Below are 17,026 nucleotides of genomic sequence, written 5' to 3' on the forward strand. Positions count from 1 at the left end.
CGGACTCCCGTCCCCGACTCCCCCGCGCCCACCCTCTCCCCCATCGAGGGCGCTCTTTCCCTTTACACCGGCAAAGCGTTGAACTCGAAGGGCGGAGTTTCCGACGGATCGGGTGAGCATATGCACCGAACCGCTACACTCCCCGCACGTGATGCAGCCGACAAGTGGTCCGTCCCATCGGTCGGTCAGGGGGAAAGTGTGCGCAAAGAGAGTTGGACCGTCGAATTCGAGCGGCCTTCCGATTTCGAAACGTCGGCCCAGCGGGAGATTCGCAGCGCCCTGCGGAACATCCCCCTCAGCACCGATGCGTCAGAGGACGGACACTGGCCGGACGGCCTCAGGGAAGTGCGGGTGCTGCGCCGGCTCGCCGGCGGACGCAGCGGCTCCGCGGTCCTCGAGATCCGCCTGCTGCTGGAGGACGGGGACACCCTCCTCCAGGTCGCCAAACTCTCCGACCGCGACCATGCCGTCAAGGAGTACCGGGCCGCGGCACCGGTGGCGCAGCCTCGCCGCTTCCCCATGCATCTGGACATCGTCGCCGCCAGCAGGGGCGTCCTGGACGCCGGCCCCGCGAACCCGTACGCCTCCGGTCTTCAGGTAGTCGTCTACCAGCACGTGGAGGACCGGCACGGCACGCGCGGCGACACCCGGTCGCTGGAGGAGGTGGTGGCGCAGGGCGTCGCCGACGAGGCTTTCACGGAATCGGCGTGCGAGTCGTTGCGTCATACGCTCACCGACCTGGCCGACCAGTTCCACCGCGTCGCACAGAAAAGCAGTCTTTCCCTGGGGCACCTGAACGGCACGCTGGGAACGGACCTGCACCTGTATTTCGAGCGGATCAAGCCCCAGGACGGCCAAGGGGTCGATCTCGACCTGGGAATCACCGCTCCCAGCCGCGAGGAAGTCGAGGCCGAACGCTGTGGCGAGGAGGACGTGCTCCTCAGCTCCTCCTCGCCTCCCGGCGAGAAGCGCACGATCTGCTCCGGTCGCCGGGTGACGCTCCTTCTGGAGGAGCCGGTCCTGGGGCGGGAGAAGCTCTCCGGCCGCATCGACCGGGCCCGCGTCGAAGCCGTGGCCCAGGGCAGCGCTCGGGACAGGGACCTCCGTGTGGAGCTGGAGGGCAGCTCCCCGCTCCGCGTGAGTGCGAACGTCCTGCACACGCGTGCCGAGCTCCGCTCACAGCTGCTCAAGACCAAGCTCTCGTCGTTCGGGCACGTCGAGGAGACCGCCGAGGAGCTGGCCTGCGACGGCGTCCGCGTCGCCCATCCGCTGCGCGAGCTGCACGGGATCCTGTACCGCAGGAGAGACACTCGCGTCACCGGCACCGTGCACGGCGACCTGAATCCGCGCAACGTCCTGATCCGGGACGACCGCACCTATCTGATCGACTTCGCCGACGCCGAGCAGGACGGTCTGACGCTGACCGACTACGCATGGCTCGAGGTGTGCCTGCTGCGGGAGCTGGAGGACTCCGGCCTCGCCTGGCGCGAGCTGCTCGTCCTGCAGCGGCAACTGGCCGTGATGAGCAAGCTGTTCGTCTTCGTCGACGACGAGTGCCCGGACAAGATCCTCGCCGCGCTGGTCGACGCCGCTCCGGGGCCTCTCGGACGGTGTCTGACCCTGCTGTGGGAGATCAGACGCGCGGCTCTGCGCCTGGAGCGGCGGCATTGCTCGCCCGAGGAGGCACAGCGGCACCTCTTCGAGTACCTGACCCTGGCGGCGTTACGGCCGTTGAAGTTCCCGGAGGAAGAACAGAGCCCTTTCCGGGTGGCGGTGTGCGCGGCGACGGCCGGCGTGGCGGCGGAGGCCCTCAAGGGAGCCGGCCTGTTCTCGTCGTGGGAGTCCGACCAGGCGGCCACCCTCATGCGCGCACTGCTCGATTCCGGTCAGGCGCACCGTCCCGGCGCCGTCGAGCTGCTCATCGGCGCCCGGGAGGCGGCGTGGACGGCCGGGCTGGAGGAACTGGATCTCGACGGCGCCCTGTTGCGCGCCCTGTTCCGGGGCCCGCTGTCGGAGATCCTCGACAAGCAGCGTGAACACTGCGGGAACCCGGTCCCGTTCATCGCGTTGACCGGTCGGGCCCTGCGACCGGGCGAACCTTTCGTCCAGCAGGGCGACGGGGCGCTCGCCATGGATCCCCGGCCCGCCACGGAACTCCTGTGGGCCCACGAGCGCTCCGTGCTCGTCGGCGACTGCGGGGCGGGAAAGAGCGCGACCGTCAGGGAGTTGCAGGCGCGACTCATCAGGGGCGGGATCGAACCCCAGTACCATCTGGACTCCCACCCGCCGCTGTGCTGGCCCGTCGAGCTGAACGCGCTGCGCATCAGCGAGTATCTGCGCACGTGGCGGACCGCCGCCGCGGACGCCGCCGAGGCGGTGCCCGCGGCCGCGAAGCCCGCCGTCGAGCAACTCCTGTGCGAATGTGCCGAGCTGGGCGACGTCGACGAGTCCGTGATCACGACGGTGCTGCGGCTGGGCGGCGTGTACGCGGTCGTCGACGAGCTGCACAAGGTCGACGCCAAGGAGAAGCCCTTCGTACTGGGCTGGATCCGCGACCTCGTCGCCGCCTTCCCCGCCCTGCGCATGACGGTCTGTCAGCGCGGCGGTGACTACCTGCCCAGCGCTCTGGGCTGGCCGGCGGTGGTGCTGCACAGGGTCAGGGCCCCACAGGCGCGCGAGTACATCGAGGACCGGATCCGCCGACGGGACCAGGTGACGTGGCGGACCCGCGTCAGCAGTCTCCAGCAGGCGGTGTTCGACGACCCGGAGGCGGGCAGTCTGCGTGACCTCGCCGCCAAGCCGCTGTTCCTGCGCATCCTGGTCGACCGCTACCTCGAGGAAGAGGCCGTCAGCACCACCAACCCGGGCAAGCTGGTGGAGGAGTACACCAGGGGTCTGATCGCCGGCGTCGACGACAGGGAAGTCGAACGTCGCATGAAGCTCCTGGCCCACCTGGCCGGCGACATGGACGCGTTCGGCGCGGCCATCCGGTACGAGGACGCGGTGAAGTCCCTGGAGCGGTTACGGCCCTTCAACGCCAGGGATTCCCTCGAGGCGCTGCTGCGCAGTACGGCCGTCGTCACCGACCCGTCGGGCAGATGGGTGGCCTTCGACAACCCGGTCATCCACGCCTACTTCGCGGCCACCTTCGCCCAGGAGGAGGACTCCGACAAGGTCGCCGACCGCATCCTGCAGTTCCACTGGCGGGAGGCCGCCCAGCTGCTGGTGGCCAATCCGCAGACGCCGCAGGACATGGTCGAGCACATCCTGCGGACCGCGCTGGACGCCAACCTCGTGTACGGGGCGTGGTTGCTGCAGGCCGCCCCTCCCGGCCGGTTCGGAAAACTGCGGGACCGGCTCCTGCGCACGCTCACCGCGCAGCTGGAGGCCGGGGACAGCGGTCAGCCGGCCTGGCGGCAGGCGGCGTACGGCTTCGCGAAGTACGGCACCCCGGAGGCGCTCCGGGCCCTGCGGACGACCGCCATGGACGCGACGGCGCCGGCGGCGGCCGAGGCACTGGACGGCCTCGTGATGATGCACCAGTGGTTCGTGCCCGGCGCCCGGAAGGCGCTCACGGAGGTCGTGGGCCACCTGCTGGACGCACAGCCGGACGACGTCGACCAGGACCTGACCGTACGGGCCGTACGGTCGATCGCCACGACCCGGCTGCACGAACTCGTCGGCTACCTGTGGGACCGCGTCCGGGCAGACGCCCCGTGGCCGGTCATCCGGCAGGCCTGGCAGGCGCTGGCCCAGTTGAACGTCCGGCCCAGCGGTGCCGTGCGCCGGACCTACACCGAGGCGTGCCGGCGCAGGCTCCCCGAAACGCTCACGGAGCTGTCGCGGACCGCCGATGCCACGACCGTCCATCAGCTCCATCTCGAACAGCGGGACATCCTGACCGTCCTGGCCGGCAACGGTGATCTGTCCACCCTGCTGGAGTACCGCTTCCGGACCGGCCTGGCCGACGACATCACCTGGCACCCGCTGCTGACCACCGCGGCGGAGCACTGCGAGGACACCGGTCCGGCACGGCTGCTGCGCGACGGCGGGGACGTCGACTGGGACGCGTTGCTCGACCGGGACGACGACACCACGATGGTGCTGGCCTGCCACATGCTCCTCCATCGCGGCCGGACCCTGCCCGTCACCCGCGTGCAGCGACTCGCCGCCGACGCCTCGCCCACCCGGCTGCTGGCACTCGCCGCCTTCGTGCACACGCTGAACGGTCACGAGATGCCTGCCGTAGATGACATCGTGCACGCCTACACGGACCGGCTCGACGAGGGGTATCTCGAACCCCTGTCGGCGCTCGTCCGCGCGGTCAGCAGCCACGATCTGGAGGCCCGGCCCCGAGCGGCCCTGCTCCTCGACGAGGCCACCCGTCGCCCGGGCCGCGCACCGAGCATGTACTGGCCGTGGGCCCCGGCGTGGCGCGAGAGCGTCCCCGACCGCTCCGAGATCGACCTCTTCGCCCAGGCTCCCCGTCTCGACGACAGCGAAATGCTCAAGTTGCTGGGCACCACCGACGTCCTGCTCGACGCGCCGCCCTTCGACCCGGTGCCCCTGAGCGAGGAACGGCGCTCGCGCCTCGAACGGCTGCAACCGGACGACCCCGGCAGTCTGGACGCGCACCGGTTCGTGATGCTGGCCGCCAGCACGGGACTCCACCAGGCACTGAGCTTCGTCCGCGCGGCGGCGGACCATCCCGGCAACCGGACCACCACCGTCGTGCACTCGCACCCGCTGCACGGCGTCCAGACCGTCGTCCCGGCCGCCCACGCGGTCGCCGCGATCGGTTACCTGAGCCTCCTGGCGGCCGAGGAGCACCCCACGGCCGGACGGCTCGTCTCCACCGCGTACAAGGAGCTCAACAGCATGATCCTCGCACCGGACGAGGCGCATCCGAGTCTGCGGCGGGCGCGTCTGGTCGGCATGGGCTTCCTCGGCGACTGGACGGAGATCCTCGAAGGGCTGGAGGCCGACGATCCGGTGATGCACCACGCCGCCTGGAACATCGTCATGCACTGGGTGCCGGGACCGTGGACGCCCCCTTCGGAGGAGAAGGACCCGCTCGTCAGCGTCGCGCGCTCGATCAGCGAGCGTTTGCGGCAGAGCGGGATCCCGTCCCCCACCCGAGCGGCGCTCGTCCACATCCGCGACAGCGCGGAGACGCGAATGGGGCGCTATGTCCGGTAGGTTCCGTGCGGTGTCGTCCGTCTCACAGGCCCATCTCCTTCTTGGCGGCGTCGATCACCGCCCGCCGGGCCCGGGACGCGGCCGCCAGCGCCTCGTCGCGCTCCGGCCCCGCGGGCACGTCGTGCACCTGACGCTGCCGGCGCAACAGCGACTCCCCCGCGTCCACCACGCCGTCGGCGGCCAGCAGCCGCAGCCGCGTGAGCTGACTGCGCATCTCCCTGTACTCGGCCAGCAACGGTTCGGCGTAGGCGTCCGTACCCGCCGCCCCTCCGGCCGTGTCGGAATGCCGCCAGCTCGCCTCCAGGAAGGCCACGAAGGCGTCCGTCAGCGCGTCGCGCGCCCACCGGTGCCGTTCACGTCGTCCGCCGACGACCGTCGTGACGACCAGCGTCGCCAGACTCGTCACCGCCGCGGCCCAGGCCGCCCATCCACTCGCATCCATAGGGCACTGATTGTCGCAATACGGCAGCCCGCGCACGGCAGTTCGTCCCAGAACGCCAAACTCACCCCTTCGCGCTCTAGCCGAGCCCCGTCGCCATGCCGGACCATGGGCGGGCACGGCACCCCCGCACCGGTCGACCCACACGCCAACACCTCGCCAAACCGGCATCGCAGGAGTGACCAGCCATGACGGATTCCGCAGCAACAGCGCCCACGACCGGCTCGTCGAGCCGGACGGTCGCCGACCTTCAGCGCGCCCTGGCCCAGGGTCTCGCTTCCAATCCGCTGTTGAACAGCGAATCCGGATGGCGCTCCCTGACCGCGCGCCTGGCCCGGCAGGGCGGCCCCTTCCCGCCGGCCCCCGGTGACGGCGCACCACCGGCGGACCGCATCGGAGAGCTGGTCGCGGCCTGCGGCGACCAGGCGGACGACGCCGAAGCCCTGGCCGACGCCCTCGATCACGTCACCCGCGATCCCGGCCTGGCCCTCCCCCTGCGTACCGTCGCGGACTGGCTCACGGCCAGGACACTGCTGTCGGAGGCCGAACTGGACGAGCTGAGGGGGCTTCTCGACCCGGTACCGGCCCACCAGGCCACCGCGGCCGCCCAGGCGTGCCTGCCCTTCCTCGCGGCCGACCTGCCGGCGCACTGCACCGGCACCTGGCCCACCACCCTGCACCTGCTGCGCCGCAACATGCTGCCCACCGGTCTGCCTCCCCTCCTGGCCTACCTGGAGCACCTGGCGGCGGCCAGACCGGCTCAGGAGAGCGCCTTACACGCCTGGGCGGGGAGGAAGGCCGAGGACTGGGGACTGACCGAGGAACTTCAGGCATGCCGCACCGCGGCCGCCGACTTCGTCCTGCCCGAGCGGTCACCGGCCCGGGTCATGTTCGTGCTGTTGCCCGACGGGCTGCAGAAGGACACCTACACCCTGCGCATGTGGCACCGCGAGGGGGCGCGCGCCAAGCCGGCGCTGCGGGACGAGGACACCCAGGCCGTCAGCCACACCGAGCTGAGGCCCACCGTCGCGCAGCGCCTGCGGCAGTGGGTGCAGGAGACCAGCGAGGCCGTCCTGGACGACATGTGCGTCGAGTTCTGGCTTCCGCTGCCGCTGATCAACGAGCCCGTCTGGGACTGGTGCGCGGATGCCACCCAGCCGGCCCACCCCGCCCGCACGGTGCTCGTCCGGAGCCTGGACCGGCTGCAGATCCCCACGATCCAGTCGGCGTGGCGCGCCAGGTGGGACAGTCTCATGCACGCTTCGGAGGAGGCGGAGTCCCCGGACGGGGGCACGGCCGTCTCCGCCCCGCAGGACGCCGAGTCGCACCGGGAGCCCGCCCGGCCCCGGAAGGCACAGGACCCCGTCATCCTCAAGAGCCCGCCCAGTGACAAGGAGGGACGCCTGCAGTTCCTCGACGCCCTGCGCAGCGGGGCCCCGGCCATCCTGTGGCACCGGCTGGACTGTTCGGCCGCCTTCCAGAGCGCCGCCCTCCGGCTGATCGGCGCGGGCCCGCTCCAGGAGTTGCCGGACCGCATCAGCGCGCTGCGCGCGGACCACCGGCGTTCGACCTCCGCCGACGACGCCGTCGCGGACATCACGCTGCTCTGGGACGATCCGACGCACACGCTGCCCACCCTGCACAGTCTGGTCGCCCCCAGCGAGGCCAGGGTGCTGTGAACACTCATCCGGACGGCAACTGGCTCATCACCAGCACACCCCAGGACAACCGACGCCAGTTCTCCCTGCGGCCGCGTCCCTTTCCGGCGCCCGATCTCTTCTCCGAGCCCCCGGACGACTGGCCACGCCCGGCTCCGGTGCCGGCCGTGCCGGCGGCGGCCAGTGCGCTGCGGGCCCTGGAGACGCTCGATCCGACGGCACAGGCGAACACGCCCACGCTTCCCAATCTGCCCGGCGCGAGCCCCTATCCCCGCGCGAGGCCACCGGCGTGGGACCTGGTGCTCATCATCGACACCGGCGCCTCCATGGCGGCGTGGTACGACAGCATCAAGGCCTTCGTCGAAAGTGCCTACAAACTCGCCCACTTCGCGCACATCCCGGTCATCAGCCTCCACAGTCAGGGTTTCGATCCGACGCGCCCGGTCTTCGACGCGACGGAGGTCGGGCGGGCCGGCATCGGGGACGAGACACGGAAGAAGATCATCCTCGTCATCACCGACGCGGTGGGGCCGGCCTGGGAAGGGGAACCGCTGAAGAGCCGGCTCGCCGACTGGGCGGCGGTCCATCCCCTGGCCGTCCTCCACGTCGCGCCGCACCCGCACTGGAGCCGCTCCGCCCTGGCCACCCGGCCCCTGAACCTCAGGTCCCCCGAACTCGGCGGGCCCAACACCACGTTCGAGGTGCAGACCCCGGACGACGCCGCCCTCGACACGCTGGTGCCGGCCGAGCCCGTGCCCGCGAACAGCGTCGTGATCCCCGTCCTGGAGCTCAGCAAGCGCTGGATCGAACAGTGGTGCCGACTGCTCAACTCCAGCAAGTGGGTGAGCCAGCAGGCGATAGTGGTCACCCCGGACGGCGACGCGGCGGAAGTCCCGGACGGGGTGGAGCCGGCGGACGCCGCCAGGGTGCCCCAGCCCCGGGTGCCGGCGCCCCGGCAGGAGGCGTGCGCCGAGCCGACGGCGGAACAGCGTGTCGTCGAGTTCCTCGGCAAGGCGCTCGGCGACACCTGTGAGCTGACCGTGCTGCTGGCGGCCGCTCCCCTCAACCGGCACATCATGCAGCTCATCGCCTACCACCTGATGCCCCGGACCGGCCCGGAGCATCTGGCCGAGATCCTCAGCAGCGGCCTGCTCCAGGTCGTGAACACCAACGACCCCCGCCGCACCCCGTACCACCGCATCGTCTTCGACTTCCTGCCGGGAGTGCGGATGCAACTGCTGTCCCGGCAGCGGGACGGCAGGCGGGACTGCTACGAGGTGGCGCAGCTGATCGACAGATACCTGTCGCCGGCCGTCCCGGAGGTCGAGGGTCTCGCGGTACGCATTCGGCAGCTCACGCCACCGGACTCCGTCGACGTGACCTACGAGAACCTCCACTTCCTGGAGGTGGAGCGGGACATCTTCCACGCGCGCATCCCGCACGCCCGGGCCGACACCGTTCATCGCCTGGGAGAGACGATCGATCGCTTCAAACGGGGCGAGACCCGGGACCAGCCGCCCACCGGTCGTTGACAAGTGCGCCCGCGGCCCGAATTCTGGCATGAGCACGTCCAGCACCACGCATCACGAGCACCAGAGCACCACCACGCAGCGCGGTCACACCGCCTTCAACGGAAGGACGCTCCATGGCGCAGAAGATCGAGATCCGCCCGCTGGACAAGAAGGAAACCACCGGCGACAGCAACAGTCAGGGCGCCTGAACCAGGGGGCGTGGTCCGGCGCCGTCCCGGCGCCAGACCATGCTCTGCCCGGCCTCGGCCGCGGTCTGCGGCTCGTCCGGTTCGACCCGAAGCAGCCGGTAGCCGATCCGGGGCGGGATGCCGGCGCTGCGGACATTGGCCTGGTCGCAGTGGATCTCCATGGCTCTGACGCCGGGGAGCCCGAGTCCCTCCTCGGTCAGCGCGGCCGCGACCCGGGTGGCGAGGCCGCGACCGGTGGCCGGGGAACACACCCAGTAGCCGATCTCCAGGACGCCGGCCTCGCCGTTCGGGAACATCGCGCCCCCGCCGATCACCCGGTCGCGACGGTCCGGCGGGGTCAGCACGTAGACGAAGGCCCGGCCCGCGTCCCAGTCCGCGTCCTGCTCGGCGCGGAACCCCTCCGTCTCCTCGCGGGTGGGCGGGTGCTGAGCCCAGCGAAGCCACTCCCCCAGGTGCTCGACGTCGGCGGCGACCGCGTCGATGAACGCGTCGTCGGACACCAGGGAACGCCGTCGCAGTACGGAACCGTCCGGCAGTTCGATGTTCTCTCGCGGAAGCCTGGAAAGAGTTCCCTCTGTCATGCCAGCATCTTGGCCTACCCGACCGGCCACTTGAAGGGGGCCCGCACAGGTCCGCCCCGTCCGACCCGCGGTGCCCCGCCGGGGGGCGCCCAGGTCTCAGGCCGGCGCCCCCGGTGTCCGGCCGGCCCGCCGGGTGAAGCGTCGCAGGCCGCGGCGGGTGGGCTTGAGGGGCTTGTCCTCGGGGGCGACCGGGGCCGGGGACCGCGCCGCGCCGGCACCCGCGGGCAGGGCCGCGGGCGCGGACGCCGGCGGCGGTACGGAGCGGCCGCCTTGGGCGAGCCGGCTCCGTACGGCCTGGGCCATGGCCCGGTGGGCCGGTTCCCGCAGCAGGCCGGCCGCGGACAACCGCTCCCACATGTGCAGCAGTTCCTGCCCCCGGGTGGCCACCTGCCCCTCGTCCCACAGCCGTTGCCATGCCGCGGTGGCCCGGGCCACGTCGGGTGCGGCCCGGTCCAGGTCGGTGCGGCAGCGGATGCGGGCGACGGTCAGCGCGAGGACGGTGGAGAGCATGTGGTCGCCGCGCTTGTACGCGAGATAGGCCTCGATCGCCCGGGCCTCCAGGGACAGTTCGTCCTCGGCACCCCGGCGCAGCGTGAGGTGCTCGCGCAGCGCGCTGGCGAGGACGAAGGCGGCGTGCAGCTCCTCGCGCTGCGCGTGCTGGATGATGCGCTCGACGCGGGCGAGCGGAGGGAAGGCGGCCTCCTCCGCGGCGGTGCGCTCGTGCCCGGGCGGCAGGTCGTCCTCGTCGGCGATGGTCCGGCTCGACCCGTCGGGGTGCACCCGCAGCCGCGCCACCTGTTGCACGGTGCGGTCGATCACGGTGGCCGCGACCGGTGCCCCCAGGGTGCGGGCGAACATGGCGACGGCGTCGAGGATCGCCTCGTTGGGCGGCCGCATGCCGCCCATCTCCAGCAGGTGACCGTTGACCACCGTCGACCCGTCCTCGGCCACGTAGGCGTCGAGGCGGATCAGCGGCGCGGCGCCGAGCGCGGGCAGGTTCCCCTCGTCACGGGGGGTCAGCGAGTGGGTCATCCGCTCAGACTCCGGGTCGTACGACGCCGAGGACGGGCATGGAAGCGGCCGGCGCCGTGGTGATGTCGCGGCCTGGCCGCGGTGCGTGGACGATCTGTCCGCCTCCGATGTACATGCCCACGTGGGTGGCGTCGTTGTAGTAGATGATCAGGTCCCCGGGACGGGCCGAGGACAGGCTGACGCGGGTCAGACCGCCCCACTGTGCCTGCGAGGTGCGGGGAATGGGGTGCCCGGCCGCCGCCCATGCCGCCGAGGTGAGTCCGGAGCAGTCGTACGAGGACGGGCCCACGGCGCCCCACACGTACGGTTTGCCGATCTGCGCCATCGCGAAGTCAACGGCCTTGCCGGCCGCCCCGTTGACCCGGGTCCCGCCGCCGGGCCCTTGGGCCTTGCCCCTGCCCTTGCCCTTGCCCTTGCCCTTGCCCGCCGAGCCGCCGGAGGAGCCGCCCGATTCCGTCCACCTGGCCTCGGCCTCCTTGGCCCGCTCCTTCTCCAACTGGGCCAGTCTGCGGGTCTGTTCCTCTTCGAGTCCCGCCTCGATCCGCTCGGCCGTGGCGATCTTCTTCTCGATCTTCTGCTTCGCCGCCGCCTTGTCCGCGCGGCTGCTCCTCAGCTTGCGCAGCTCCTTCGTGGCGGCCTCGGTCTGCTCGCCCAGCTCCTGACGGGCGGTCTTCTGGGTCTCGGAGACGTTGACCAGTCCGCGCATGGCCTGGCGGGCCTGGGACGCCTCGTCGAGGGCCGACTCCGGGTGGTCGCCGAGCAGCAACTGGATCCCGGTGGCGGCGAGATCGCCCCCGCGGTACTGGGTGCGCGCGGCCGCGCCGGCGAGGGCGTGCAGGTCCTTCACCCGCTTCTCGGCACGGGTCAGGTCCTTGCGGAGGGTGGTCAGCCGCTTCTCCTGCTCGGTGGCCTTCTCGTTGGCGGCGTTGTACGCCTCGGTGGCCACCTCCGCCTCACGGTAGAGGCCGTCCAGTTGGTCGCGGATGTCCTCGATCGACTGGCCGGTGTTCGGGTCGGGGTCGCCCGGGGCCGCGTAACCGGGGCCGGGCGACAGGACGATCGCGCAGACGAGGGCTGCCGTGGCGCCCCGGCTCCGTAACCGTCTGCCGCCGGTCGACACGTTCATGAGCTCCACTCTCAGAGGTCGCGTGCGGGCGGCCCGGACGGCTGCCGTCGCGCTCGCCACCGCAGGTCACGCGGTGGGCCGTTCGAGCCTTGAACACACTACCTTCCCCCGAACGGCCCACCCCGGTCTCCCCGGGCGTGTCAGCTTGCTCACACGCAACTGTTCATCGCGCGGTACTCAGTTGTGCCAGGTGTCGTTGAGAGTGATCTTCGTGGAGTTCACCGTCGCGGTGCGGTTGGCGCCGCCCTCCCAGGTGACGTTGCCCGCCTCGTCCTTGCGGAGGTACTTGTACTCGAAGGACGTGCCCTCGGGGAGTTCCACGTCCCGCTTCCACACCGGGTAGGCGGCCGGGTCGAGGGGGAGTGCGCCGGCCGGGTTCCAGTTGCCCAGCTCGGGCCGGTTGCCGGTGACGTAGATGTTCTGGCCCCAGCTGGTGGTGGCGTCGACCGCGAAGGACACGCCGGAGGCGACCGGGTCGGGGTCGCCGGGATCGGTCCCACCGGCACAGGTACGGGCGCCCACGTGCAGGGCCACGGCGGTGTTGGCGCCCAGGGTGGCGGTGAACCGTCCTGCCCCGTCGACCGTGACACCCTTGCCCGACTGGACGTCGCAGTAGTCCCCTGCGGGCAGCGACGTCTGGAACGTTCGGGTGAGCGCGGTGCCCTCGTGGTTGATGGCGACGTACGCCTTCGAACCGCGCCCGAAGGCAATCTGGTCGCCGCCGTTGTCCCACCAGTCGGTCACGGCCTGGCCGCGGGCGGCGTTGCGGAAGCCGACCATGGAGGAGATCTCGCGCCAGGCGTGCTGGCACTTCCAGCCGTCGCTGTAACAGGCGTCGACTTGGCCTCCGTTCGGCGGGCCCGCGTCGTGGTCGGTGAACTCGTAGCCGGAGTGGACGTCGGGGCTGCCGTACGGCCAGGCCAGCATGAACACGTGCGCCAGGGTGTAGGCGGCGCCGTCCTTGTAGGTGAGGGTCTCGCCGTTGCGCTCCGTGTCGTGGTTGGTGACGAAGACGGCGGCCCGGTCCGAGGGCAGGTAGCCCCAGGCCTCGCCGAAGTTCTTCAGGTAGGCGAGGTTCTCGTTGGTGAAGACGCGCTTGAGGTCGCGCGCGTACCGGAACTCCTGCACGTCGCCGCTGCCGAGGTACTCGGCCGGGGACACGGCCTCGCCGGCGCCGTAGATCGCCTCGTGCTTCCAGTACACGTCGGGATTGCTGAGCCGGGACTTGATGTTCGCCAGGTCGGCGGCGGCCATGTGCTTGGCCGCGTCGATGCGGAAACCGTCGACGCCGAGGGAGAGCAGGTCGTTCAGGTAACCGGCGATCTTCCCCCGTACGTAGTCCTCGCCGGTGTCCAGGTCCGCGAGACCGACCAGCTCGCACTCCTGGACGTTGAAGCGGTCGCCGTAGTTGCTGATCTGCGAGGTGCAGTTGTCGAGGTCGTTCGACGAGTAGAGGCCCGGATAGTCGTACTTGGTGTACGACGAGCCTCCGGTGCCCGTGCCGTTGCCGGCCGACATGTGGTTGATGACCGAGTCGGCGACGACCTTCACGCCGGCGGCGTGGCAGGTGTCGACCATGCTCTTGAACTGGGCGCGGTCACCGAGGCGGCCCGCGATCCGGTAGCTCACCGGCTGGTACGAGGTCCACCACTGTGCGCCCTGGATGTGCTCCTGGGGCGGTGAGACCTGGACGAAGCCGTAGCCGGCCGGGCCGAGGGTGTCGGTGCACGCCTGGGCGACGGACGTGAACTTCCACTCGAACATCACCGCGGTGACGTCCTTGTCCCCGGGCGGGGCCGCCTGGGCCGGCGCCGCGGTGGCGAGAAGGCTGCCGGCCACGCCGGCGGTGAGGGCCAGCGCGGTGGCGGTCACTCTTCGCGCTGTGCTGGTGTTCCCGTGCATGGGAGTCTCCCGTGTGAGGATGCGGGTGTCTCGGGGGGGGGCAGGGTGCCGACGGGTGTCCGGGGAGTCGACATCCGTCTTGCAATGCGTTGCAGAAGAGGTCTGCAAGAGGTTGCGGTCGTGACCGTAAGGGCGCCGTTCAACAGCGGTCAACCCTTCCCGCACTCCGAGAAGTTGAAGCGTGACCTCTTTACGAAGCCACCGCGTACGGGTAACTTCCGGCTGCCGTAAGAGCTTTCTGCAACTTTCCGTTCACTCTTCCAGGGTCCGGGCGTTCGACCGCCCGTCGCCCCGCCGCCCCGCCCGCCTGGAGACACGCATGAGACGCACGAGACGCAGCCGCATGCGGTTGCCCGTACGGCCGTCGGCCGCGGCCCTCGCCGCCGGCGCCGTCCTCGCGGTGCTGCCCGCATCACCGTCCGCGCCCTTCCCGACGACCGCCCCCGCGGCCGCCACGGCCGACAACACGGCGACCGTCTTCTACTACACGAAGACGAAGGGCTGGGACCGGTACAACCTGCACTACGCGCCCGACGGCGGCTCCTGGACCGAGGTCCCCGGCGTGGCGATGGAGACCGCGTGCACCGACTGGGTGCGGAAGACGGTCTCGCTGGGCGACGCGGAGGGGTTGCGGGCCACCTTCAACGACGGCTCGGGCACGTGGGACAACAACGGGGGCGAGGACTACGCCCTCGGCACCGGAGCCATCACGGTCAAGGACGGCGTGATCGCGCACTCCGACCCCTGCGGCGAGGACACGGACCCCGGTCCCACGCCGGGTGAGGGCAACCGGGCCACCGTCTACTACTCCACCCGAACCCTCGGCTGGACCACCGCCAACCTCCACTACCAGCCCTCGGGCGGCTCCTGGACCACCGTGCCCGGCGTCGGCATGCGGGCCGCGTGCGCCGGCTGGTGGAAGAAGGACGTCGACCTGGGCACGGCCACCTCGATGAGGGCCGCGTTCAACAACGGCAACGGAGTGTGGGACAACAACAAGGGCGCCGACTACACCCTGCCCGCCGGCGTCACCACCGTCGCCGACAGCAAGGTCACCGCCGACGCCGACGACCCGTGCGCCGAGGAGGCGCCCGACACGCAGGCGCCGACCGTGCCCGCCGGGGTGAGCGCGCAGGCCGACGAGGTGTCCGTCGTACTGACCTGGGAGCCGTCCACCGACGACACGGGAGTCACCAAGTACCAGGTGACCCGCAGCGGCGGCACCGGGGGCGAGGTGGTGAGCGACGTCGGCTCCACCGTCTTCTCCGACACCGGCCTGGAGGAGCGGACCACCTACACCTACACCGTCAGGGCGACGGACGCCGCGGGCAACGTCTCCGCGGCCTCGGCCGCCGCGATCGCCACCACCGGCACGAAACCGCCGGCCCCCGCGGCGGGCAGGCCCCTGGCCACCGATCCCCGCAAGGACCCGATCTACTTCGTCCTCACCGCCCGCTTCAACGACGGCGACGGCTCCAACAACCGCGGCGGCAGCCAGCATGGGAAGTCGGGCAACGCGGCGAACGACGACCCCATGTTCCGGGGCGACTTCAAGGGCCTGATCGACAAGCTCGACTACATCAAGGGCCTCGGCTTCTCCGCCGTGTGGATCACTCCGGTGGTCCTCAACCGCTCGGACTACGACTACCACGGCTACCACGGCTACGACTTCTACCGGGTCGACCCGCGTCTGGAGTCCTCCGGAGCCTCCTACCAGGACCTCATCAACGCCGCCCACGCCAAGGGCATGAAGATCTACCAGGACGTCGTCTACAACCACTCCTCCCGCTGGGGCGCCAAGGGCCTGTTCACCCCGACCGTCTACGGGGTGCGCGACTCCCAGTGGAGCTGGTACTACGACGAGAAGCAGCCCGGCTTCGAGTACGACGGCCTGACCGTCGAACCCAAGAGCGGCAAGTCGTACTACAACGGCGACCTGTGGTCCACCGCCGAGCCGAGCGGCAACACCTGCGTGAACTGGGGCGAACCCACCGGCGCCAGGAGCCCGGAGGGCTACACCATCTACAACTGCCAGTGGCCGAGCCCGACGTCCGGCATGTTCCCCAAGGCCCTCTACCACAACTGCTGGATCGGCAACTGGGAGGGCGAGGACTCCCGTTCCTGCTGGCTGCACGAGGACCTCGCCGACTTCAACACCGAGAACGCCCAGGTGCAGAACTACCTGATCGGCGCCTACGACAAGTACATCGACATGGGCGTCGACGGCTTCCGCGTCGACACCGCCGTGCACATCCCGCGCACCACCTGGAACCGCCGCTTCCTGCCCGCGATCCAGGAGCGCGTCGCCCGGCAGCACGGCGCCGAGGCCGCGAAGAACTTCTTCGTCTTCGGCGAGGTCGCCGCCTTCGTCAACGACAAGTGGAACCGCGGCTCGGTCAACCACTCGGCGCAGTTCTACACGTGGAAGGAGCGCAAGGAGTACAGCGCCGACGACGAGAAGGCCGCACTCGAGATGTACGAGTACGAGCAGCAGCAGGGGCCGGCCAACCAGCCCACTTCCACCAACGCCTTCCTGGCGGGCAACAGCTACCACGTCCCGGACCACAGCCGCTTCTCCGGCATGAACGTCATCGACATGCGCATGCACATGAACTTCGGTGACGCGAGCAACGCCTTCCACAACGGCAAGGACTCCGACGACAGTTACAACGACGCCACGTACAACGTCGTGTACGTCGACAGCCACGACTACGGCCCCAACAAGAGCAGCGAGCGCTACACGGGCGGTACCGACGCCTGGGCCGAGAACATGTCCCTGATGTGGACCTTCCGCGGCATCCCCACGCTGTACTACGGGTCGGAGATCGAGTTCCAGAAGGGCAAGAAGATCGACTGCGGTCCCACCTGCCCCCTCGCGACGACCGGCCGTGCCTATTACGGCGACCACCTGGCCGGCGACGTCACGGCCTCCGACTTCTCCGAGGTGGACTCGGCCACCGGCGCCGTCGCCACGACGCTGGCGCAACCCCTGGTCAAGCACGTACAGCGGCTCAACCGGATCCGCCGGGCCGTACCCGCCCTGCAGATGGGCCAGTACTCCACGGAGGGCATCACCGGCGACATGGCGTTCAAACGGCGCTACACCGACGGCGGCACGGACAGCTTCGCCCTCGTCACCGTCTCGGGGGGCGCCACCTACACCGGCATCCCCAACGGCACCTACCGGGACGCGGTCACCGGCGACACCCGGACCGTCACCGACGGCCGCCTCACCGTCGCCGCCCCCGGCAAGGGCAATCTGCGGGTGTACGTCCTGAACGGCACCGGGAAGATCGGAGCGGACGGTCCGTACCTGAAGTAGGCCGTCGGAAGCCTCCGGAACTCCCCGTGCCGTTCCCTCGTCCTGAC

Annotated in this window: 9 protein-coding genes; 4 read left to right on the forward strand and 5 right to left on the reverse strand. The window is 70.6% G+C overall.

The features are described from left to right. Positions 1–351 precede the first annotated feature (351 nt). Positions 352–5,199, forward strand: a complete 4,848-nt coding sequence (locus D1J63_RS03950) for a hypothetical protein (protein ID WP_125627740.1) — start codon at positions 352–354, stop codon at positions 5,197–5,199. Between the two features lie 22 nt (positions 5,200–5,221). Here D1J63_RS03950 and D1J63_RS03955 read toward each other — a convergent pair whose 3' ends face one another. Continuing rightward, the gene (locus D1J63_RS03955) at positions 5,222–5,641 is read right to left on the reverse strand and encodes a hypothetical protein (protein WP_125627741.1); all 420 of its coding nucleotides are present in this window, start codon (positions 5,639–5,641) and stop codon (positions 5,222–5,224) included. A gap of 185 nt (positions 5,642–5,826) precedes the next feature. Between D1J63_RS03955 and D1J63_RS03960 the strand changes: the two genes are divergently transcribed. Both D1J63_RS03960 and D1J63_RS03965 read left to right on the forward strand, forming a co-directional pair. Continuing rightward, complete coding sequence (locus D1J63_RS03960; protein ID WP_125627742.1) at positions 5,827–7,317, forward strand: hypothetical protein; 1,491 nt, start codon at positions 5,827–5,829, stop codon at positions 7,315–7,317. After that, a complete protein-coding gene (locus tag D1J63_RS03965) occupies positions 7,314–8,828 on the forward strand; it encodes an SAV_2336 N-terminal domain-related protein (protein ID WP_125627743.1) in 1,515 nt (504 codons plus the stop codon). The genes D1J63_RS03960 and D1J63_RS03965 overlap by 4 nt, the downstream gene beginning before the upstream one ends. Positions 8,829–9,003: 175 nt before the next feature. Here D1J63_RS03965 and D1J63_RS03970 read toward each other — a convergent pair whose 3' ends face one another. From D1J63_RS03970 to D1J63_RS03985, 4 genes are all read right to left on the reverse strand, one after another. After that, positions 9,004–9,597 carry a GNAT family N-acetyltransferase gene (locus tag D1J63_RS03970; protein ID WP_125627744.1) on the reverse strand — a complete coding sequence of 198 codons (594 nt, stop codon included), beginning with the start codon at positions 9,595–9,597 and terminating at the stop codon, positions 9,004–9,006. A 96-nt stretch (positions 9,598–9,693) separates the two neighbouring features. Beyond that, entirely contained in the window at positions 9,694–10,629 is a 936-nt protein-coding gene (locus tag D1J63_RS03975) for a hypothetical protein (protein WP_125627745.1), read from the reverse strand. Positions 10,630–10,633: 4 nt separating this feature from the next. After that, positions 10,634–11,755 carry a C40 family peptidase gene (locus D1J63_RS03980; protein WP_125627746.1) on the reverse strand — a complete coding sequence of 374 codons (1,122 nt, stop codon included), beginning with the start codon at positions 11,753–11,755 and terminating at the stop codon, positions 10,634–10,636. A gap of 177 nt (positions 11,756–11,932) precedes the next feature. After that, entirely contained in the window at positions 11,933–13,657 is a 1,725-nt protein-coding gene (locus tag D1J63_RS03985; protein WP_125627747.1) for a carbohydrate-binding module family 20 domain-containing protein, read from the reverse strand. Between the two features lie 319 nt (positions 13,658–13,976). Between D1J63_RS03985 and D1J63_RS03990 the strand changes: the two genes are divergently transcribed. Then, entirely contained in the window at positions 13,977–16,979 is a 3,003-nt protein-coding gene (locus D1J63_RS03990) for a carbohydrate binding domain-containing protein (protein WP_241235506.1), read from the forward strand. Positions 16,980–17,026: the final 47 nt, after the last annotated feature.

Source organism: Streptomyces sp. KPB2 (assembly GCF_003950055.1).
Taxonomy (GTDB): Bacteria; Actinomycetota; Actinomycetes; order Streptomycetales; family Streptomycetaceae; genus Streptomyces; species Streptomyces salinarius.